We start from the raw sequence: 22,726 nt of genomic DNA, 5'->3' as shown, positions 1-22,726 counted from the left end.
TCAATTCAAGTCCAAAGTGCTGTTTATTCCTTATTCTATGCGGGTTTCGACGTTTCAACATCGTCGTTCCTCGTGATGTAAGACGGGAATGTAGGATATAACAGTCTGCGTCAATCTCCCGGAACATCCGACGCACAACATTGCCTTTTCCCTGCTTGTACTCATATCGGACGATTGCCCCCGCTTCCCGGGCAATTTCATCGGTTCCATCGGTCGAATTGTTGTCATAAACATAGATTACCGCATTTGGCATCGATTTTTTGAAATCTTTGATAACTTTCTCAATTGTTTTTGCCTCGTTATAGCATGGGATTAGAATTGCTGTTTTCATTGGGATTTTTCCTGTTTTTCTAATTCCCGTACCCTTTTTTCTAGTAGAGCCACTGCTTGTATCAACCGCCTCGATTTGGCATTGAGATGCGAAACAATTGCCGTTAGCGATAATAATATCAACAGAACAAACATAGCTTCAATCACAAAAACAACATTAACAGGATCGATCACCCCTATGAACCTTGCCAATTGGTTAATAATTTCAGGGAAAACAGCTATGATTAACATAACCAAAGCAGAAATGAGCCAAACCAGAGTATATCTAAGATTTAGATTTTTTTTACGAAGCATATTTATAATAATTGCCAAATATATGAAAATTGCTATGACTAAAAAAACTCGCAAACTAGTATTCATTTTTTTCCTCCCTTCCTTTTGTCACCAATAATTCCCAGTCGGTAAATAATAATAGCCAATGATACTTTAATCATATAGTAAATCGACTTAAATGCATTTATCGAAGATTCTCCACCTTGTCTTTCCTGCATTACAACGGGAACTTCTTGAATCTTAAAGCCGTTTAACACTGTGGCAATGATTGCCTCTGGCTCTGGATAATCCTGTGCATAATCTTTTGCAAAAAAAGAGGTTAACTCCTTGGATGTCGCTCTAAAACCACTAGTTGTATCAGTTATTTTCACACCACAACAAAATTGGATTAACTTTTTCAAAAAAACAATTCCAGCTCGGCGCATTGCCGATGACTGAAAACCATCCTTGGTAATGAAACGCGATCCTATTACCATATCTGCTTGTCCTTTCAACAGGGGTTGTATCAATATCTCTAAATATTCAGGATCATGTTGACCGTCACCATCCATCTGAATGGCAATATCATAATCGTTCTCAACAGCATACTGATAACCGGATTGCACTCCCCCACCAATTCCCAAATTAACGGGCAAGGTTAAATATGCAAAATCATTCTCTTTGCATATTCGCTCCGTTTGATCTGTAGAACAATCATTAATAATAATGTAATCCACTTGAGGTACACATTTCTTAAGATTCTTAATCACTAACTCAATTGATTCTTCCTCATTGTATGCAGGAACAATTACTAAAACTTTTTTATCATTTATCATTTTACCACGTTTTCTCCTGACTTTTTTTGTAGAAGCATCTCGTCAATTCCTTTTTAAAATTAGATTTGATTCATAGAATATTGTCCAGATGATTAATGAGTAGCCCATCTTTTTAAGAGTATATTCTGTCATCCTCCTAATACCCATTCTTAAACACCGCTGCTGGCGTCATAAACAATATTTTTACATCAAACCACGGTGTCCACTTTTCGATATATTCAATATCACACCGGATTCGCGGCTCAATATCTGTATCTCCCCGCCAACCATTCACCTGGGCCCATCCGGTAAGACCTGGACGCACGTGATGCTTAATCATATATTTGGGAATCTCGTCCTTAAACTTGCTCACATAAAAGGGACGCTCCGGGCGGGGACCGACAATACTCATATCCCCTTTAAGCACATTAATCAGCTGTGGCAGCTCATCAATACTTGTTTTTCGGATAAAAGACCCAAACTTCGTCTTTCGGGGATCATCCTCAGTGGTCCACACCGTATTTCCAACCTCTGGCATATCATTTCGCATCGACCGGAATTTATAAATCTCAAAATCCCTTCGATTCATGCCCACGCGCACCTGCTTATAAATAATCGGACCCGGCGATGTCAGCTTTACCAAAATTGCCGTCACCAATAGTAACGGGGACAACACAATCAAAACAAGCAAAGAGAAGAGGATATCGAACAACCGCTTGATAAATTTATTAAAGGGCTCGTCCAGAGGAATATATCGTGTATTAATAAGCGGAATCCCATCCAGCTCATCAAAGGCGGGCTTGGATCCCTGAACCAAGTTAAAATAGTCCGGGATAATCTGGGTCTTAATCCCCTGGTATTCACATTTATCAATCACCTCATCAATTCGGCGGTAGCTGGTGTTCGGCAAGGCGATTACCACCTCATCCACACGGTATTCCTCCAGGATTTCATTCATCTCCCGGGTCGATCCTAAAATTGGTATCCCCTCTTTCTCGCTTTTGGGATAATAATCATCGACAAAGCCACAGATTTTATAGCCGAGCTGGCGATCGTTCATCACCTTCTTGGCAAACCGTTGTCCAAGGGCACCGGCCCCCACGATGATGATGTACTTAATATTAAAGCCGCGCTCCCGCATGCTTCTTAAAATCTTTCGAATAATTCCCCGCTCAGCCGACACTAAAACCACAGAGAAAATATAGAACAGCCCCAGCATATATCGGGAGAAATGAATGCTTTTTCCCGTGTATAAAAATGCCAATAGAATCAAAATCCCAATGGTATTTGATAAAATAATCTCCTGACATTCCTTGGTAAAACGCTGCTTCCGATAGGGTTTATACAACCCAAAGATAAGGAATAAAACCAAGTAGACGGGTACCACAAAGGCAAGCAACGCCATATAGGCTTCAAAACGCAGAGTCCGTATGCCATCATTAAAAAAGGGCGATGCAAACCGAATATACCAAGCTAACAGCAGTGCGCCACTGACCACAAGCATATCTGCCAAAACCTGGAGAAAATTAAAAAAATGTTGGTTGCTTTTAATCATTAGTCCACCTCCTTATCGATTTCGCCGAAGGGCAAGCTTTTTCATCACCTGGGTTCCCCACAAGACGGCATTGGTGGTCAGGGGATTGTACTTTCCACGATAGTGCTTTTGATAAAAAATTCCCATGGAATCATAAAAAGCCTCAATGGTTTTGGGGTTCCGTTTTCCAATCCCACTAGCCTTTTTGTAATGAAAAATCCGAACCTTTGGATAATAGATAATCTGAAAACCCGCTTTTTTAATCCGATAGCACCAATCCACATCCTCACCATACATAAAATAGTCTTCATCTAAAAGGCCAACCGCATCAATAGCCTGGCGACTCACCATCATAAAGGCCCCCATAATGCAATCAACCGAGCAGATTTTATCCTCATCGACAAAGGTGAGGTTGTACTCCCCAAAGCGTTTGCTTTTAGGAAAGCGTTTGTCCAGCTTCAGAGAATGGTAGATCCCATTCGTCGGTGTGGGAAAACTCCGTTTACAGGCCAGATCCAAGGCCCCTGATTCCAGAAGCACCTTGCATCCCAAGGCCCCCACGTGTCGATGGTTTCTCATAAACGCTAACGCATCACCAATAGTATTGCCCTCCACAATGGTGTCGGAATTCAACAGCAATATAAAATCTGCCACCGAGCTGCGTATTCCCATATTATTGGCCTTGGAAAACCCGAGGTTCTCAGAGTTCTTGATGATTTTTACCTGGGGATAGTGTCCCTCAATCGCTTCAATACTGCCATCCTCCGATGCATTATCCACCACGATGACCTCAAAATTGATCCCCTTCATATTGGCTTCGTAAATGGAATCCAGACAGTTTGATGTCAGCTCCAGGGTTTTATAATTAACGATGATGATTGATAAATCCATCTTTACCTCATTTCCGATTGCGCTAATGTTTCGCTTTTGCTTTTAATAATATAGATCGGGCGTCCCTTGGTTTCCAAATATGTTTTTGCCAAATATTGACCGAGGATCCCAATACAAAAAAGTTGTACTCCCCCAATAAAAAGCACAATACACACGAGGGAAGGATATCCTGCAACAGGATCCCCCCAAATCAAAGTTTTTGCAATGAAGAAACCAATTAATCCAATGGCCAATAGGCAGAGAATGAACCCCATTACCGAAGCCAAGGACAGCGGCACTGTTGAGTAGGCAACCACACCATCCAGGGAATACAAGAAAAGATGCCAAAAGGACCATTTGGTTTCTCCCGTCACACGCTGTCTATTTTCATATTCCAGCCATTTCGTCTCAAAGCCAACCCAGCTAAAAATCCCCTTTGTAAAGCGATTGTATTCTTTTACGGACAAAACCGCCTTGACGACATCGCGCGTCATCAACCGATAATCCCGGGCCCCATCAACAATGGTCATCTTTGACATGCGATTCAGTACGTGATAATAGCGCCGCGCAAAAAAAGAACGAATGAAAGGTTCTCCTTTACGGGATACACGCCTGGCTGCCACACAATCATATCCTTCTGCGACAATGCCCAAATACATCTCGGACAAAAGCTCCGGCGGGTCCTGAAGATCCACATCCATCACCGCAACAAAATCACCGGATGCATGGGACAATCCCGCCAGAATCGCCGCTTCTTTTCCAAAATTTCGGGAAAAACTCAAAAATTGTATCGCGCCATCTTCTTCAGCTAGTGTTTTTAAAATATTGATGGTCCCGTCACAAGAGCCATCGTCGACAAAAAGTAGTGTGATTTCAACGCCAAACTCAGTACTAAATTGAGAGCGAATCGGATTCATCGCTTTGTAAAAGCAATGAATCGTTTTTGCTTCATTATAACAGGGGACCACTACCGTGAGCCGTTGATTATTCATCGTCGATACTTCGTTTCTAATTGTTTTAGTAATCCATCGATCAGCATTAATTCTATTTTCAAATAATTTAATGTACGTTTTGCCTTAAAGGGTGATTTCTTCAGTGATTTAACGCCTTTTAAACCCGCCATCAATCCACTAATATACTCTTTACCATATCCACGTACTGCAAACATCGCTGCTTTGGCTGTAAAGCCGCAGAATAGGAAAGGGAAATTCAATAATAATTGCCCTAAAGGCATATTTTTATAGACTAAATAAATGTTATTTCGTGCTGAAATTCGAACCTTAAAGGGTGAGTATTTATTGCCATCAGCGGTTGTTGCACTGCCGATGTGGTAGCAAATGGCCGTCGGCTCATACCAATTTTCATAACCATGGATTAATGCCCGATAAGAAACGTCCACATCCTCAAGATATGCAAAAAAACGCTCGTCAAAGAGACCGATTTCATCAAATACTGATTTTCGGTACAAAGCGGCGCCAGCACACACAGAAAAGACCTTTGTTGGCTTATGATACTGGGAAATTGGATTCCCGTCACCTCGCTTAAAAGCCCATCCCAGAATATTATAAAAATCACCAGTGTCATCTAGCTTATCCCGCTCATTAAAGCGAACCATGCGTGACGAAATGGCAAAGCGGCGTTTATCAACATCAATCGCCCGGTACAGAGCCTCTACAAAATCAGATTCAACAACAACATCGTTATTTAAAAGAAGTACAAACTCACCATAGCAAGCTTGAATCCCACGGTTAACCGATGCCGCAAATCCAGAGTTCACTTCATTTTGTAACACTCGCACATTTTTATAATCTGAAAGTATAGCCATGCTATCATCACTCGAACAATCATCCACTACGATGATTTCTATTTCGTCGTTACACTGCCCCATCAAGCTATCCAAACAGGGCTCTAGATACTTTTCTCCATTAAAATTAGGGATAATAATCGAAATTCTTTTAAATTCATCCATTTTATAATCATAACGTAAAAAAGGTGTAAACACAAGAGATGTCGCTCCAAAACTAAAAATAATACCCCTCACAGCTTTGTCTTGATTGTTTATCTCAAGGTATTTGCTATAAAGGGCATTGTGATTTAATTATTGTAATTTTTGTTGAATCCCATTCGCATGGTACCATTTTTGAGATGGTTCTGATAGCTTGACGATGATCACGCCATCTTTTTCTAAGATACTCCCCTCATTCGGCCATGTTGCCATCATCTGTGACGCATTGACAGCTGCCTGTTTTTGATCTGTTGAGGATGGTAATACGGTGTAACCCAATGTTTTTAAAAAGCCACTGATTCGTCCATTATTCCCATCATCCCACAAAAAGTAGGAGCCTTTCATTCCCAATGTATCATGTTGATCCATAGCGATAGCATCCGGCTGCTTTGCACCAATGAATACCACTGGCTTTGAATGATAATCGTATCCTGATTTTTCAATTTCTAGCATAATTTCATTCCCAACGGTACAGTCATACTGGTAACGGATATAATCGTTGAAATAAATACGATTCATATTGGATAAATTGAGGAATAAAAGATAAATCACCAGGACGATCACAACCTGATGAAGACGCCTATGCTGCTTAGTGGCATTGAGTATCAAAACCATCTGAAGCGCCCCTGTAAGACATAGGCCAAACAACATTCGTCCCATGGTATTATTGGTCCCCATTAGTACGTACATAATAAAAGGTCCGCATACAAACATAATTGCATAAAATAGGAACTGCGCTTTTTCTTTCATTTCTTTAATGGTAAAAAAGGTGAATATAGCGTAGCAAATATAGGCAATGGTCAGTATACAAATGACCGTTCCACCAAAAACACTCTCTGCCCCGAGGAATGGAGACCCAAAAGATACCCGGCAAATATTATAAAGTGCCTTAAAAAAGGTAAGAAAAACACTTTCACCACTCCACCAACCAATAAAGCCCTCGGTAATATATGAATCATAGGAGCCGCGTATGGTGACAATGCTGAAAAAAACAATAAAATAAGCCACTGTGGAAATAATAGCAATCATTGCCGATTTCCAGACGATTTCAAAGGTTTTAAAGTCACGATTTAAGACTCGGATAAAGCAAAGACCGACGATGGCTGTAATGTACAAACCCAGAATTGCTTGGTAAATGGAAATTCCATAAAACAAGAGGACAATCGCCCAAATCAAATTTACTTTTGACTTTGTTTTTAGCCATAAACGCGTATTCCCAAAAGAAAAAGCCGCCGCTAGCAAACCCGTGGCCACGGGAAAGCTGGACATGGAAAATGCCATCATGTCACCTGCCACAAAGGGAATCGTTGCATAATAAACTAAAAAAACAATCTTAACAAAGACCTTAAGCTCCTGCAATTCTTCAGAGAAAATAAAAAGAAAAATAAGACCGGAAGAAAACCATGTTAGAATTGCAAGAAAATCCCAAAGAAAGGGGATTGGCGCACCATTATGAGAAAATATCAAATCGAAAATATGAATTGCAATTCGCCCCTGCTCTAACCAGCCTAAAGGTTGGGTCCCATTTAAGAGCCAAGTCTCTTCATCAATGGATACCGTGGGGTTGAGCAAAAAAAAGCCATAGGCCAGAACAACACAAAAAAAAGCTATAATAATAGTTTTAAAGTTAACACGAAGGTATTCTTTTAATCTCACTGCCATCAGTCTCTCGTCACCTCATATCTTCCCAGCATTTAGCTGCTATTTAAAGAAACACTGATTAAATAAGACCCGAGTCAAACAGTCGCATTAATCAGTGATTCTTTCGCTCTATCAATATATTACCATATGTATGTAAATTTGTCTTTTATTTTCCAGAAGGAGACGGCATTCTCTCCACAATTTGTTCCAATACTAATCAGCTCCGTGGCCCATAACACCACCTTCACCCCTCGCTAATGATTGCATTGCATACGTATTAACCCAAAACTGTCCGTCTTCCTCTCGAACAAACCCGACTCTAGCTGTATAGTCACCTTGAAGTAGTAGTGTTACAATAAATTCAGAATCGCCCCCATAAGCAGTAGGTTCACCTACTTCAACGGGTGTACTGACATCCGTATACTCTCGTAAGTTTTTAATGAGATTGGTACCATCTGACATAATCAATGATTCTTGAGTATCTAAACAGGTTTGTAAATCAGTACTAAATCCCCTTGTCGACAAAGATTTCACTTTATCGTAGTCTGAATTAAATGCCGCTTGATAAAGCTCCATTGCCATCATTTTCATTTTTTCAGACTCTTCTTTTGTCAACCCTTCTGCTGCCTGAACGGGAATCGTTGGTTTAGGAGTTACTGACACGGATGGAGTTATTACTGTCTCTTTAACACTACTCTCTGGATTCTTCTGTTTTAGGATACTCCATAATCCTATAAGAATTATTACCAAAACCAATATTAAGACACCTAAAATAATTCTGCTATTTTTTTTCATAATCCCCACATTTATAGATTCTTATACGCTCTATTCATATCAATTAACCCACCAAGGCCAGGAATTTGACCTTTAGAAGAGTATTGCCAGATATCAAAAGATTTATTAAAAGTTGGTTGATCGTTATATTGAGCAAGCCAAATTTTATAGCTACTCAATCGATCATAATCCAATTTATTTGTAAACCAGTTTAAGTTCGCATAGACCATCGGCGTATAACCACCAGCTTTTATCGTATCGCAAAAAGCAATTGTAATATTCGTTAATTCCGTCTTGCTCAGCCCACTTTGGCTTCCATCTTCTATATCAAAAGCAACAGGCAAGTCCAATGCACGTCCATTTAGAATACTCAAAACAAATTGAGCCTCTGCTTTTGCCTCTGCAACACTCGTTGCATAGCTATATTGGTACGTTCCAATTGGAAGACCTGCGGCCGTTGCTCTTGAGTAATTTCCCTCAAAAGTACTATCCTTTTCACCATCCCCAGACCGGCCCCAGCCAGTTCTCAAGATTGCAAACTGAACACCTGCATTTTTTGCTGAATTCCAATTATTATTATATCCATTCCAATATGAAACATCGACACCTGTTGAGCCTGCTGTTATCGAATAGTCTGGCGTATAAGAAACTGGCTCCATGATCCACTTTTGTGCCTTTGATCCATTCGATTGATAGCACCAAACATTTGCTCCGTTATTTGTATATCCATAACAAATATCCATAGCTAAACTGTTGCATGCCGAAATAAACGTTACACTCCCATCCACATTATCTTGAATCCTCCATTTTTGAGCTACCGTTCCATTCCATTCATACTGTTGAATATTTGTACCATTTTCTTTTCCTGCACTCACAACGTCAAGGACTTTTCCACTTTTCATATTTGTTATTTTATAATAGTTGCTTCCTACACTTTCAACATTAAATTTCTGAGCATTAGTATTATTAGAATCATACAATTGAATATTTGCACCGCTATCTACTGATCCAGCTGCAACATCAACCACCTTGTTTTGGTTTAAAGTAGATTTAAATGTATAGATGCCCGAATAAGAATCGCTTTGTCGCAATATAAAACGTTGTGCTTTTGTTCCATTATTTTGATAAAGCTGGATATTTGTTCCAGCAAAAGTTAGTGCACCATAAACATCAATAACTTTACCATTTGAATTTAAAAAAGTAACTGTCTCATCTCCATTATCAATCACTTTCCACTTTTGAGCATTTGTTCCATTTAATGAGTATTGTTGAATATTTGCACCATTTAGATTCTCATTACTTGCAAGATCCATTGCTTTGCCCGAATTGACATTGATGAAAGTCCATGTCTCATCATTGTTTTTTTGTGCCTTAAAGCGCTGTGCATCAGTTCCATTATATGACCACAGCTGAACATTAGCACCATTGTCCTTGTTAGCTGCATAAACATCCATGACCATGTTACCATTCAATGCAGAAACGATACTATAGATCCCACCATCTTTTATACCACTGTAACTGGTGGCATTCTCTAGTACCATTGTACTCACTTCAGACTCACTATTTTTTTCTTTTACTTCGATTTTGAGTGAACTTTTTAATCCTTCACATTCTGCCCATATTCTAGTTTGACCAGATGTAATGCCCGATACGCATCCATTGTCATCAATACTTACAATATCTTTATTCTCTGTTGTCCATTTCACTCTCTCGTCTTGATTGAAAAACTCTGGCACTTTTACTGTAATAATGCTTTTTTCGTCTTTATCTAACGAAAAACTCTCCACCTCTTCGAATTGGATGCCTTCGGTAACTAATTTAAATCCATTTTCTTTCACAAATTTTTCTGCATTACTTCCCACATTAGCATAAAAATTAATTGGTTCCGTTGTAGAAATATTTTCATCTCTAATACTATCCTCATCTATGTTAAAGCAACCTTTTTCAAAAAGAAGGACGCTATCAGGAATTACTATATTTCGTAATTCACGAACATGCAAAAAAGCATCCTTACTTATAGCCGTTACCGCATACTCTGATCCATCGTCCAGTACTAATTCAGATGGTATGATATATGAATAATTGCTATAGGATGCCTCTTCAGACACAGAAATCAAACGAACCTGTCCTTTTTTTTCTCCATCCGCTTTTTGCATAATGGTATAAATCATACCACTTTGTTCTATATCTTGATCTATTGTAGAAGACACTCCTTCTGCAAAAACTATATTCGAAAACAAAAGACTAAATCCAATTATAACAAACATTAATAAAAAATAACTATCTTTTCTAAAAAAGCTCAATTTCTTAACCATAATTATAAATCTACCTTTCTACGAAAAACATCATGAAATAGTTCAAATCATTAAAGTTCTTCGTGCTTATTTAATGTTTCACCCTTTTCAAAATTATGCTTAATTACAATTGTCATTTCCAGCAGTCGTATAGACTACTGAAGCACATATTTATATTTACATTTTCACCTTTCATATTTCTTTAGGCTTGCATTTGAGCATTGCAATAGGTAGTTATTTAAACTGCATAATATTTAAAAACTCTTTTTTAATTCCGAAACAAATTAAAAAAATATTTTTATGTTTTTTTCCACAATCCTTCTCAATCTTTAAGCCCTTCAACTATGAATAAAATTTTAACCACCACCTAAATATTGTTTATCATCATTAGTGCCGTACCGCAATGATGTAATTGGATATAGTACAAAATGGTAACTTGCATCTCATCTCTGCTATTTTCAGTATGGGCAAACAGCGTTCCATACAAATATAATTTATAATAATACAGTCTAATTCTCTATACTTTAGCTTGTTCAATATTTCAAATTATACCCATATGACAAACTTCCATTCTGATTACAAGGTTTTGAGATTCATACAAATTACACCTATTAATATAAATCCAATACCAACCCACTGAAAAACTGTAATACTCTCTTTCAATATAAAAATTGATGCCAAAATAATTAAAAAGTAAGAAAGGCCTGTTGTTAAAGGCTGAATATAGCTCAAGTCAAAACGTTGTACAATTACAATCCACATCAAGAAGCTCAGTATATAAAGACATAACCCAATTACTGTTGTATAGGATAATTGAAGATTAAAAAATGAATTAGAGAATGTAAAGTTATTAACATCTGAACCAATCTTCACCAGAGTCAATCCTCCAACTGAGCAAAATAAATAAAGCACTATTAAAATAAAAATCATATTTAACCTTTCTGCTTTTTTATGATATCAAAATAATCAATCTGTTAAAAACATTACCACAATGAATAGAAGTATTGAATATTATACTGAATACATAAAAAATAATTTTGTTACTACCGCAATTAGTACACATACTACAGCAGAGATTACAATCGCATTCACTCTATTCTGATTAAAATATGTCTTAATTTTCTCTGTTTTAAATAGCAAAGAGGAAGGTATTATTAAAGGTGCAAAATATCTCCCTTGAACCCCCAAAATGGTGATTGCCCGTATTGAATTAAAGGTGATATATAAAGCAGTAACTACCAATCCCCATGAAATAATAACTATAGACAAGATTACTGCTTTTTCTGACCGTTTATATTTCAACGTATCCGAATCATCTAATATTGCTAATGAAAACAATCCACAAATTGCCATCAAAGAATAAACTGATGGCAGATTCCCAGAATATGCCAGCGATACACTACTTCCTTCAATAAATGTCATTGCATTATTCTGAATATAATTAATGAATACAATTAGATAACGTAACGGATTCATTATAATTGTTAAAACTTGAGTCTTAGGGTCCATATTCGGCACTGGCCATTGGGCAATTCCATGTGTGGTTGAGTAGAGCGTACTTACTAATAGTACAAAGGTTAGAATTATACATAACAAGTATTTTGTTCTTATGCCATTTTTCTTTTGCTGACCTTCCAGGGGTCCCAAACAAATTTGATTCTTAACTCTGAAAAAGGATGGAATTTTTGCATTTGGTATAAGAAATATAAGTAAAAAAAACGGTATGTATGTAATCTTGCAAGTACATAGAAGAACAATTGACCCTAAAAATATTATTAGGTCTTTTTTACTTACCTGTTTATTGTTATCACACTTTGCTTTCATGCAAATAAACATACTTAAAACTAACAATACGGATAGATTCGTAATCGGATCGGCCGAATAACTACTCGCTGTGTATATTTGTGTCGGCAATAATGAAAAAACGAAAAAAGTTTTTTTATAACAAGGGATTTTCCTTATAATAAGTGTCATGATGCTTATATACGAAATTAACGTGAAAAAACGTCCTGTATTAAACACCAGCCAAAATGGTAACTTTAACAACTTTGCTAAAAATATTCCGAATGCTGCTGGTAAATAAGCTGTGGGCATATAACTTTCAGCTGTTGTACTAATATATTGATAATGATTATACTGATTTATGTTGAATTCAGTATAATAATTCTCTTTTTCATCCGAGGTATCAAAATTTGCTCCATTTCCATTATATGAAAGAAATTTCTCGATATTCTCCGGCCAAGCAATTTCACGTTGATTTGATAACGCAAAATCAAAAGAGGCAATTTGATATGCTTTTACAAAATGCTCCTTTTCATCAAAATTAAAATAATTAGGCATCAAATTTATAATATTCATTCCAAATACCAGTGCAATTATAAAGAAAGCAACATGTATTTTGCTAATAAAAAAACTTCTGAACAAGATTAGTATGCACAAGAGTATCATAACTGATGTACAAAGATAAAACCTACTCCAATTGAAGTCAAACGTGTTGTCAATCTTAAGGTTATCTATTTTTACTGTTTCTTGTAAATTGGAAAAGTTCTGGAAATAGATTTTAGATTTATCCCCATTTCCGTCAATATTTAAAACAATGTTACTCTTCCTTGAAGGAAATACTTGATAACTCTTAGAACCCCAAAAATCACTTTTTCCATTATCAATAATAACATTAAAATCCCCTTCTGTATTTTCAAACTCAATTTCTAAATCTAAAACATAGTCTGAACTCATAATCGATAACCATGTTTCTGCGCTCTCCTCCTTTGGTGATATTACTATTTTATCGTCGTATATGTCGATATTTTCTGAAGCTTCAATTGAATCCATTGAAACCATTCTAATTCCTTTTTGCTCATTTGGCAATCGAAAATAAGAATAATTAGAAATAATTTCTATGATTCCCCCAATAACTACTGATACAAATACAATAAGTATAAAAGTAATTATTCTAGTTTTTTTAATACTCCTCATCATGATATTGTATGATGTTTATATTAACATAACACCATAATTTCCTTTCATTCAAATATTATGATTTTAATGCATTTGGGTGATGTGAATTTTAATTTTCATCTATTATAGAATTTCTTACTGGCCCTCTATACAATATCTCATTTATTACTAATACTAAAGCACTCTTTGAAATATTCATTTCAATGACGTTAGCATTAATAATAATTGTAATTATTGCAAAATAAAACTTTGAGAAAATATAATTTGCATTGCTATTTCAACCCCCTGAATGATACAAAACAACTTGAATTCAACGCCTTACCAAGATTTAACTATAGTGGGTTAAATAAATTCTCACCTCATACCATTAAATGATAATCAAAATTAAAAACCCCGTTAATTCCTATATCTATAAATTTTCAGTTACAAAAAACCATCAGCACTCATCAGCACTTTTATAAAATAAATTTATGGTTTAATCCCAGGGTAATACTTGCGCGCATACAATTCGCAACTTGCAACTTCCTTACGTGGTCATTCTGTTTAAGCACTTTAGTACTGAAATCGCTTATTGTCAACTTCTGGACTCTAGCTATTGATGGATAATACTTAATTTCACTGATCGTGTACAGATTATCGCTCATAATCTTTTTAAACTTACACTTTTATCTCAAATCGTTCATTTTTCAAAGATAAATTAGGATTGTAAAAAGGATCATTCTGTAAATATGTTCTCCAAGTCTTTTTCATATAATTAACTTCATTAGTAAACCTCTGTTGCTTTTCTTTTGTATTTTCTAGTCCTCTAGATTTAGATTCATAATGTAGTGCGATAACATTAGGTAAACACACATTATAGTATCCTTTTCTCAATAACTTAATACACAAATCAACATCATTAAAGGCCACTGGCAAATTTTCTTCATCAAAACCATTGACAGCAATAAATTTATCCTTTTTTATCATCAAAAATGCAGCAGTAACGGCACTATAATCTGCGACTATATCTAATTTGTTAAAGTAACCGTGTTCTGTGACCGCGTATCCTTTATGCCCGTGACCCGCAACTCCTTCTGATTCAGATCCTCCCCCTAATCCAAGCACTACTCCAGCATGTTGAATTGTTTCATCATCGTATAATAATTTTGCTCCAACTGCCGCAATATGCTCCTGAGTGGCATATCCTAACATAATTTCTAACCAATGAGGGGTTAGTATTTCAATATCATTATTTAAAAAAACGATATAATCCCCCCTAGCTAGTCGTACTGCTTGATTATTAAGCTGAGAATAATTAAATGGAATTTCTAAACGCAGAACTTTGAAGGCGTTCTCCAAATATTTTTCATAATGCTTAAACAATTCAAAAGTTTCTTGCTCAACACTGTTATTATCCACTACAATTATTTCAAAATCATCATAATTTATTGTTCTGAGCAATGATTCAATACATAACTTTACATCCGCTGCATGATCTCGCGTTGGAATTATAATTGAAACCTTTGGATTTGTAGCAACCGTATAATAGGGAATGTATGTTCCGAGAGCATTCCCTTCTTTGACAATAACGTTCTTTCCCCTTCTTTTGAATGTATCTTCAAGTACCTTCTTCCCTGCGTCAAAAGCATACATCTTTGACTCTGGGTTCACTGCTGTTGATTCTTCTATCATCCGCCAATGATATAGGATTTGTGGAATATGCTTAATTTTAGTTGTCCTCTCTGTACATTTTAAAATCAAGTCATAATCTTGAGCCCCCTCCAAACCTATTGCAAAACCACCAACATCATTAATTATTTTTCTTCTTACAACCAGAAAATGACAAATATAATTTTGGGAAAGCAACGTATCTGGTGACCAATCTGGTTTAAAAAAAGCTTGACATCGTTTTCCTTTTTGATTGATTTTATCTTCATCGCTATATATTATGTCGACATCTTCATTTTGGTTTATACATTCAACAACGCTTTCCAATGCAAAAGGCGCAAGAGTATCATCATGGTCTAATAATCCAACAAACTCACCATGTGCCATGGACAGCGCATCATTAGATGCCCGTGAAATATGGCCGTTTTCTTTTCGAAATTTCACTTTGATTCGTTTGTCATTTTGATTGTATTTCTCAAGTAAAGGTTGAATATCTTGAAAATCTGAGCAATCATCAACTAGACAAAGCTCCCAGTTTGTATAGCTTTGATCTAAAACGGATTCAATGCACTCCACTAGCCACTCCCATTTTACATTATATATCGGTACAAGAATTGAAATAAGAGGATTTTTTTTAAAGGGACGAACAGATTTTACCGGAGGTTCATTATGGGCTATCCAATGGTTGTATTTTTGTCCAAAGCGATCAATTAGCTCTGTATAGAGGCGATTTGCAAATGGTTTGATACCGTGTCTCTGTAAATAATAATATCCACGAATTACTCCTTGAACAAAAGGAATTTTTTTTCCATTACTCAAATCTATGTCTCTATTTAATTTAATATAAATATCTTGTTGATTATTTTCTGAGCGCATCCTCAGTACAACCTTTTTTTTATACTTGAACCATGTTTTATCAAAATAAATTGTAAAACCTACTGGTTCTTCAATACTTAAACCCAGAAAATCCAAAACATCATTTCGATACTCTTTCTGAACTTTTATGCCATCTGAGGACTTTCCCATAACAGAAAGTGATATCGATTGTAATTTTTCAGTATCTATTCCCCATCCCTTCACTTCGATTTTTTCATCAACATGTGCGATTTTATCAATTCTATAACAGATATTATGGCTCTTTTTTATTTTCAAGATATACCCTCTCAAAGATTTTTTTCTATCTTTTTCCTCTTTCCTTTAATCTCCGATAGCAACTTGTCACAACTCGATCAATACTAAGAAGTTTTCCAAAATGGCGCAACTGCTGATCCTGCTGATCTATTATTTTCTGTTGGCGCATACAAATTTCAGCATACTTTTCATTTGAATTTCTCAGACTATTAATGTACGGTTTAATTACAGATAAGTCACTTGATATGATCCTCATTTTTAATTCTAATCGTGTGACCGTTGCATCACCTAAGTCGATAATTATCTGTGGATCTTCCGTATCAAATGCCCATAGCGTTCCTTCAACCTTAGTACCATTGGTTAATAAATAACTAGATGATTCTAGATTGAAAACTGTTTCCAATGCATCTCTGATTTCTATATACTCTATTTCGATAAGTGATGCTTTATTTGCAGGATCAATACGTAATAATCTCAGTCCATCTATTTTATTCAGGTCAATGGACAATATGATTTCCTTATCCTTTCCCTTATAGGCATGAGTCTCACTTTGTTCAGCATTAAATCCATTCCCAGTATCATAAAACACTTGCAAATAATCTTCTACATTATCTATTAATCCTTGAATATCTATCACGTTCTTCTTGTATAAATTTAAAGCATTTGCACTATTTACACCCAATACCTTAGCTAAAAAAGCTTGTTCCATACTAGCGTAGATTTGCTGTTCTTCTACCGTGATTCCAAATATTTGATAAACTTCGGCTTTATCAAATAAGGTCATTACCAAATTATGGTGCTTTACTAGTAACGCATTAAGTGCGCGATATTTAACAAAGCCCAAGGGCACAAGAAAATCACAGATCCATTCATAGTCAATAATGACCATCTTCCCGTTTTCCTTTTGCACAATATTGTCAAAAGACAAATCGATGTTGACCATCCGTGAGGCCGGCAACTCATCCGCCAACAAAAAATTTCCAAAGAAATCTATGAACCCATCCTCCACTTTAAATGGAATAGTCTCCACATGGACTTTTTCAAAAACCTCAAGGTAAAGCTTCAAAATATGGAGTACTGCATGTTTATCCCCGGCTTCCAAAGCTTTCAATATCAATTCATAAATGCTGATACCCTCTATATAATCGAAGGCAACGCCATTACTAACTTCCTTACAAGACGCTATGTTACTTTTTACAACTGCGTTTGTCTGTGCATAATACTCAAGCATTTTGGCAATATGAACTTCGCCTTCTCTATGAATTGCTCGTTTAATGACAACTTTCTTTCCCTCACAATCCATGAATATAGCCGTCTCTGTTTGAAATTGTCGTTTTCTTTCTCTCGTAATTTTAGAATATACTTTTTTCAATGTTAAACTCCAATTTCAATTAAAAATGAATTTGCAAAAAACGGATACACTTTGGATGACAAAATATTCTTATATGCCGCTGTCTCATTAAACAAATACATACGACTATTATCATACTGGTCTAAACTACAGGTTAAATCCTCCTCTTTGGGGAGATAATCTTCGGAAAAGATCATCCTTGGAAATTTATAATCAGGATGGGGGTAAAAGAACTCACAATGAGAAAACCCTGCTTGAACAATAATCTCTTCTAACTCAATTTTTGAAAAGGTCCTCACCTGACTATCCGTAGCATGGTAACCTTCTATGCCATCAAAAAACACTCCTGTATGGTCTTCACGCACACCTGCCCAATATTTAAGTCCGAATTTATTTTCAATAGCCATAAGGATTTTCCCCTGAGGTTTCAATAATTTTTTTATACGCTTCAGAAAATCTGTATAGGGACTATCCCCTGCTGTATAATATCGTGCATACTCAAATACCCCTATCAAAGTGATATAATCATATTGTTTTTCAAAACACACATCATTAAAATTTCCTACCAAAATTTTAATATTCTCATAATCTCGATTTCGGTATGCATTGATTAGGGATCGTCGTTTGGATAACTCATTACAGGTTACTTCACTGGCATTTCTGCTCAAAACTCCGGTAATCGCACCACATCCTGCTCCAATTTCCAATATTTCAGCATCTTTACCAAAAGGATACCACTCCAGAATGTTTTGCCTGACCAAAGAAAGGTGGTACAGAACCGGCCAACGATTATCCTTCGCAATAACTGTTTCTAGTTCCTCTTCAGTATTATTCTTAACTATTTCCAGGATTTCATTCTCAATATCCCCATCACTATAATCATCATTTCCTGAATAAAAACAATAATCTACTTTGACCTTACCAATCAATTCTACCACGATTTCTCCTCCAATAAATTTACCAACTCTGGCATAAATGGAAATACATCTCTGTTTTCATAATAAGTCATATTAATCGGTATCTCATCAACCACCGGCTTATATGCACAACAAATCTCTTCTAGTTTTTTTGCGATGGCTTGCGGTCTTACTTGCACAGATGTAATAAAAGGACTAAAGTCGCTTAAATCTTTATTTTCAAATTGATTAGTGAGCGTTCGGACACCGAAAGTTGCCATCTCTAAAGGAGGATAGCTAGGATGTGGTGATACCATTAAAGAGATACCAGCATAAGATTCATCTAACAACTTTGCATACTGATCAATAGTTAGCTTTCCCAATGATTTTAAAAACATCTTTTTCCCAAGATCGATTTCTTCAAAGGATTCTCCAGCAGATAAAATACTCCAAGATTGAATATCACTTTGTTTTCTAACCCATATTTTTAAGGCCTCTACAATAATTTCCATAGCGTTCCGGGGCGTCCCTGGACGTCCATAAATTAAGATTTGTTTCTTCTTTATCGCCTGTTCTTTACGCTTCTTTTTTGCAATATATTGGCGCAATCCGCTATTAAATACTGGGTCAAAACAATATTCCTTTTCAAAAACATACTTTCTTACCTTAAAAAAATCCATCAGTTGGTATGAATTAAATACAGCAATCTGTTTATGTCCATCCCGATATGTAGAATCTGCTAGCATATATTTACTAGACCAAGGATAAAAACCTGGTTCAAAATCCTGGATAAGATAAATAATAGGATGCTTGTATTCCCCCTCACTTACTGAAAAAACATTTAACGCCTCCTGCAGACAATAGGCAGTCCACCACCCGGTTTCGATAAAAAAATCATTGGGCGATACTAGAATACCATAGGGATCTCGATGAACATAGGAAATAATTTGATTTCGATCATCACACTCTTCTTTGCACTGAACAAAACGGTAAACCCACTTGTAATTTTTTTTAGCTTCCGTTGAGGGTTCTGCATCCACTAAAATAATTCTTTTGTCAAACCCGCCACATTTTGCCGCTGTATCAAAAAACTTGAGTGCGGTTGCAATTCCACCAAACACATGCTCTGGATTAATAGAAGGTAAAAGTATATTGAGTCTCTTTCTTGGATACATTCCCTTTCGAAAATGATATGGATTAATTTCTGCAATTCTTGTTTCAATTTTACTCAACGGTTTCTTCTCCTTGTTGGAATCACACAAAAGGAATCTAATTGTTCATTAAAAAATGGATCCCCCTCCGTTCTCATTTTTCCATAAAAATGATCTGATAATTTAAAATCAGAATCAGGTACATTTGATGCATCTCTGCTCTTCGATTCAAAATGATAAAGGCGTACCTTAGGATCCACAATGTTCCGCAACCCCATCCCTAGTGCTCTTAAGCATAACTCAACATCGCTGCCGCAGATGAGAAAACGTTCATTGAAAAGTCCAATTTTTTCAATGGTACGACGGCTTATCGCCATACAAGCACCTGTAACACTGGATACATTCCGAACGAGTAATGGCGAAACAAATGGCGTTCCTGTATGTTCAATCGGCGCCCCTTTATATACATGATCCGCCCATCCGTTCATTCCAACCACTACCCCTGCATGTTGTATGGTCCTGTCCTCGTACAGTAACAAACCACCAACGACGCCTACCTCATCCTGAGTTGCTTTTGCCACCATACGCTCTAACCATCTTTGTTCAATAACTTCTGTATCATTATTTAAAAATACAAAAACATCGGCCTGACTATTTTTTATGCCAATATTATTGAGTTTTGACCAATTAAATGGAATATTTGCGTCAACAACCTTAACCGGAAGCGACGACTCCTGTAACTCAAAGAGATATTGAACAGTAGTTTTTTCCTCAGATCGATTATTAATCAAAAGTATCTCGTAGTTTTTATATGTTGTTTTTTCAATAATACTCTTGATACAATTTCGAGTCATCTCCATTTGATCTCGTATAGGGATAACAATTGCGACTTGGGGACATCCTTCTACTTCATATTCAACATCATACATGAAAAAACGATCCAGTTCATTAACCCTTGCTTTCCCAATTCCATATTTTCGATTTAAGTGATCTTGAATCGCCTGTTGGCCACTAATCTGAGAATATGGTTTGGCATTTGGGTTAACCGAAGTTGATGTAGGCAATGCCCGCCATGAGTAAAGAATTTTAGGGATATGATAAACATTTGTAGTCTCTTCTATCATTCTTAAAATCAAATCATAATCTTGGCTTCCATTATACTCGCTTTTAAAGCCTTTGACCTTTTCAAAGAGTGCTCGCTTAAAGCCAACCAGATGCCCCATGTACATCTGACTAAGGAGTAAATCATAAGACCAATCTGGTTTACACAGGGGATTGCTTCTATGACCCATTATATCGACCATGTCTTGATCACTATAGATTATATCCGGATTATCCTGATCTACTGCTTTCTTAAACTCATATAAGGCATCAATCGTGATTTCATCATCATTATCCATGAGTAAAATATAATCTCCCTCGGCCATACTTGCTGCTATATTGCTTGCCTCTGAAATACCCACATTTTTATCAAGATTTCGGATTTTTATCTGCTCTGACATAATTGTTCCCAGAAATTCTGCAACCTCCTCCCTAGTGGAACAATCATTCACAATACAAAGTTCCCAATTAGGATAAATTTGTCTTTGAACCGACTCAATTGCCTTACTAAGCCATTTTATTTCCACATTATAAACAGGCATCACAATAGAGAATTTTACTTTACAGCAGCTTTGATCTTTATAAATCTGCCGAAGTGACCATTCTTTTCTCTTTCTGTTTGAATACCCTTTAACTTTGCGTGCACATACCTTACTCGCTGTAAAAATTTTTCGGATTTTTCCCATATTATTCATTTTTTTAAATTGCTTTCCAAGCTCTTCTGAATACTTACTTTTGAATCTAAATCAAAATACCCTACTGTCGTTTTATCAGACATTACCGATATTTCTGCAACATCATACAAGCGATGATATACTACTAAATTGCCTAATCGATCAAGGCCTGTACATCCTAATGAGATAAAATAGTACCCGCTTTGAAGCGGAATCTTTTGAGTAAAAGATATTTCGTATACATCTCCCTCAGATGCTACAAATCCATGCATTTTTTCAGACATATTATTGGTTCCACAAATTTCTGAACCTTTTACATTTTTTATAGTAAACGCAAAAATCGGATTGTGAATTTCTTTATAGAATTTTACCTTGAAGCAAAAACTAATTTCATTAAATTTTTCAATTTGCTGACAAGCATTGCCTTGGGCATCCTCGAAGCGAATATCAACAATCTCTGCATCCTTCGTTCCATATTCAAGTATTTTCTCTGACAGAGCAATATTTGAAGACAAATTTTTGTCCGCTATTTGCTCTTGTTCCTTTACATCATTATCATTTTGATTAACTAGAATCCTTTTGTACAAATCTACCATTTCCCGTGAAGATCCAAGTGCAACCTGTTCACCGTTATTGATGACCATCACGCGGTCGCAATATTTAATAACACTACTTAAATCATGGGTTACAAATACAATCGTCTTTCCCTTTTCTTTAAATTCTGCAAATTTTTTATAACACTTCAACTGAAAAAAAGCATCACCAACACTCAGTGCTTCATCTACAATTAAAATTTCAGGCTCTACATTGATAGCTAATGCAAAGGCTAATCTGACAAACATTCCGCTTGAATAAGTTTTTACAGGCTGGTATACATGATCACCAATATCCGCAAATTCTAGAATAGTCGGTACTTTTTCTGCAATCTCTTCCCGACTAAACCCCATAATATCACCATTTAAATAGATGTTTTCAATTCCTGTGTATTCCTGATTAAAACCTGCTCCTAACTCAAGGAGAGCAGATATTCTTCCATTAATTTCTAAATCACCTGATGTTTTCGATAAAACTCCTGTGATTATTTTCAATAATGTTGATTTGCCGGAACCATTTTTACCAATAATACCAAAGCACTCTCCTTCTCTAACAGTAAAATTAATATCCTGTAAAGCGTAAAAATCAGAATGATAATTTTTGCGAGTTAAAGAAAAAGCCTCTTTCAATCGGTCTTTTGGCTTTTTGTATAACTGATATATTTTTTGTATATGGCTAGCTCTTATAATTTCATTCGACATTTTGGGA

The 22,726-nt window shown here is 36.2% G+C and carries 17 protein-coding genes and 1 pseudogene; all 18 read right to left on the bottom strand.

Annotated features, from left to right (window positions below; genetic code table 11):
* Nucleotides 1–331: glycosyltransferase (locus tag BLW33_RS10725; RefSeq protein ID WP_143032626.1), on the bottom strand; the 331-nt coding region annotated here is incomplete at its 3' end.
* Nucleotides 328–690: a DUF2304 domain-containing protein gene (locus tag BLW33_RS10720; RefSeq protein ID WP_090308687.1), complete on the bottom strand. Its 363-nt coding sequence runs from the start codon at nt 688–690 to the stop codon at nt 328–330. The genes BLW33_RS10720 and BLW33_RS10725, both read right to left, overlap by 4 nt.
* Nucleotides 687–1,418 (bottom strand): glycosyltransferase family 2 protein, encoded by a 732-nt coding sequence (locus tag BLW33_RS10715; protein ID WP_090308684.1) that lies wholly within the window; start codon nt 1,416–1,418, stop codon nt 687–689. Before BLW33_RS10715 ends, BLW33_RS10720 begins: the two co-directional genes overlap by 4 nt.
* Before the next feature lie 136 nt (nt 1,419–1,554).
* Nucleotides 1,555–2,952, bottom strand: coding sequence for an undecaprenyl-phosphate glucose phosphotransferase (locus tag BLW33_RS10710; RefSeq protein WP_090308681.1), 1,398 nt, complete (start codon nt 2,950–2,952; stop codon nt 1,555–1,557).
* A 12-nt stretch (nt 2,953–2,964) separates the two neighbouring features.
* Nucleotides 2,965–3,822 (bottom strand): glycosyltransferase family 2 protein, encoded by an 858-nt coding sequence (locus BLW33_RS10705; protein WP_090308678.1) that lies wholly within the window; start codon nt 3,820–3,822, stop codon nt 2,965–2,967.
* A 2-nt stretch (nt 3,823–3,824) separates the two neighbouring features.
* Nucleotides 3,825–4,793, bottom strand: coding sequence for a glycosyltransferase family 2 protein (locus BLW33_RS10700; protein ID WP_090308675.1), 969 nt, complete (start codon nt 4,791–4,793; stop codon nt 3,825–3,827).
* Nucleotides 4,790–5,770, bottom strand: a complete 981-nt coding sequence (locus BLW33_RS10695; RefSeq protein ID WP_090308691.1) for a glycosyltransferase family 2 protein — start codon at nt 5,768–5,770, stop codon at nt 4,790–4,792. The genes BLW33_RS10700 and BLW33_RS10695 overlap by 4 nt, the downstream gene beginning before the upstream one ends.
* A gap of 129 nt (nt 5,771–5,899) precedes the next feature.
* A complete protein-coding gene (locus tag BLW33_RS10690; protein WP_090308673.1) occupies nt 5,900–7,468 on the bottom strand; it encodes a glucosyltransferase domain-containing protein in 1,569 nt (522 codons plus the stop codon).
* A gap of 192 nt (nt 7,469–7,660) precedes the next feature.
* Entirely contained in the window at nt 7,661–8,242 is a 582-nt protein-coding gene (locus BLW33_RS10685) for a hypothetical protein (protein WP_143032625.1), read from the bottom strand.
* Nucleotides 8,243–8,253: 11 nt separating this feature from the next.
* Nucleotides 8,254–10,536 (bottom strand): RICIN domain-containing protein, encoded by a 2,283-nt coding sequence (locus BLW33_RS10680; protein WP_090308667.1) that lies wholly within the window; start codon nt 10,534–10,536, stop codon nt 8,254–8,256.
* A gap of 555 nt (nt 10,537–11,091) precedes the next feature.
* Nucleotides 11,092–11,448: pseudogene (locus tag BLW33_RS14620) on the bottom strand (DMT family transporter); the annotation flags it as partial.
* A 78-nt stretch (nt 11,449–11,526) separates the two neighbouring features.
* A complete protein-coding gene (locus BLW33_RS10670; RefSeq protein WP_090308662.1) occupies nt 11,527–13,494 on the bottom strand; it encodes a DUF2142 domain-containing protein in 1,968 nt (655 codons plus the stop codon).
* Nucleotides 13,495–14,130: 636 nt separating this feature from the next.
* On the bottom strand, nt 14,131–16,272 hold the full coding sequence (locus BLW33_RS10665) for a glycosyltransferase family 2 protein (protein WP_090308659.1): 2,142 nt from the start codon (nt 16,270–16,272) through the stop codon (nt 14,131–14,133).
* Nucleotides 16,273–16,297: 25 nt separating this feature from the next.
* Nucleotides 16,298–17,623: a hypothetical protein gene (locus BLW33_RS10660; RefSeq protein WP_090308656.1), complete on the bottom strand. Its 1,326-nt coding sequence runs from the start codon at nt 17,621–17,623 to the stop codon at nt 16,298–16,300.
* Nucleotides 17,624–17,625: 2 nt separating this feature from the next.
* Nucleotides 17,626–18,540 carry an SAM-dependent methyltransferase gene (locus tag BLW33_RS10655; RefSeq protein ID WP_090308653.1) on the bottom strand — a complete coding sequence of 305 codons (915 nt, stop codon included), beginning with the start codon at nt 18,538–18,540 and terminating at the stop codon, nt 17,626–17,628.
* Complete coding sequence (locus tag BLW33_RS10650; protein ID WP_090308651.1) at nt 18,534–19,730, bottom strand: rhamnosyltransferase WsaF family glycosyltransferase; 1,197 nt, start codon at nt 19,728–19,730, stop codon at nt 18,534–18,536. Before BLW33_RS10650 ends, BLW33_RS10655 begins: the two co-directional genes overlap by 7 nt.
* Nucleotides 19,727–21,445, bottom strand: coding sequence for a glycosyltransferase family 2 protein (locus tag BLW33_RS10645; protein WP_090308649.1), 1,719 nt, complete (start codon nt 21,443–21,445; stop codon nt 19,727–19,729). Before BLW33_RS10645 ends, BLW33_RS10650 begins: the two co-directional genes overlap by 4 nt.
* On the bottom strand, nt 21,442–22,719 hold the full coding sequence (locus BLW33_RS10640) for an ABC transporter ATP-binding protein (protein ID WP_090308647.1): 1,278 nt from the start codon (nt 22,717–22,719) through the stop codon (nt 21,442–21,444). Before BLW33_RS10640 ends, BLW33_RS10645 begins: the two co-directional genes overlap by 4 nt.
* Nucleotides 22,720–22,726: the final 7 nt, after the last annotated feature.

Source organism: Eubacterium aggregans (assembly GCF_900107815.1).
Classification (GTDB): Bacteria; Bacillota; Clostridia; order Eubacteriales; family Eubacteriaceae; genus Eubacterium_O; species Eubacterium_O aggregans.
Note: the sequence above shows the minus strand (reverse complement) of the source record. Positions and strands in the feature narration are given on the sequence as shown.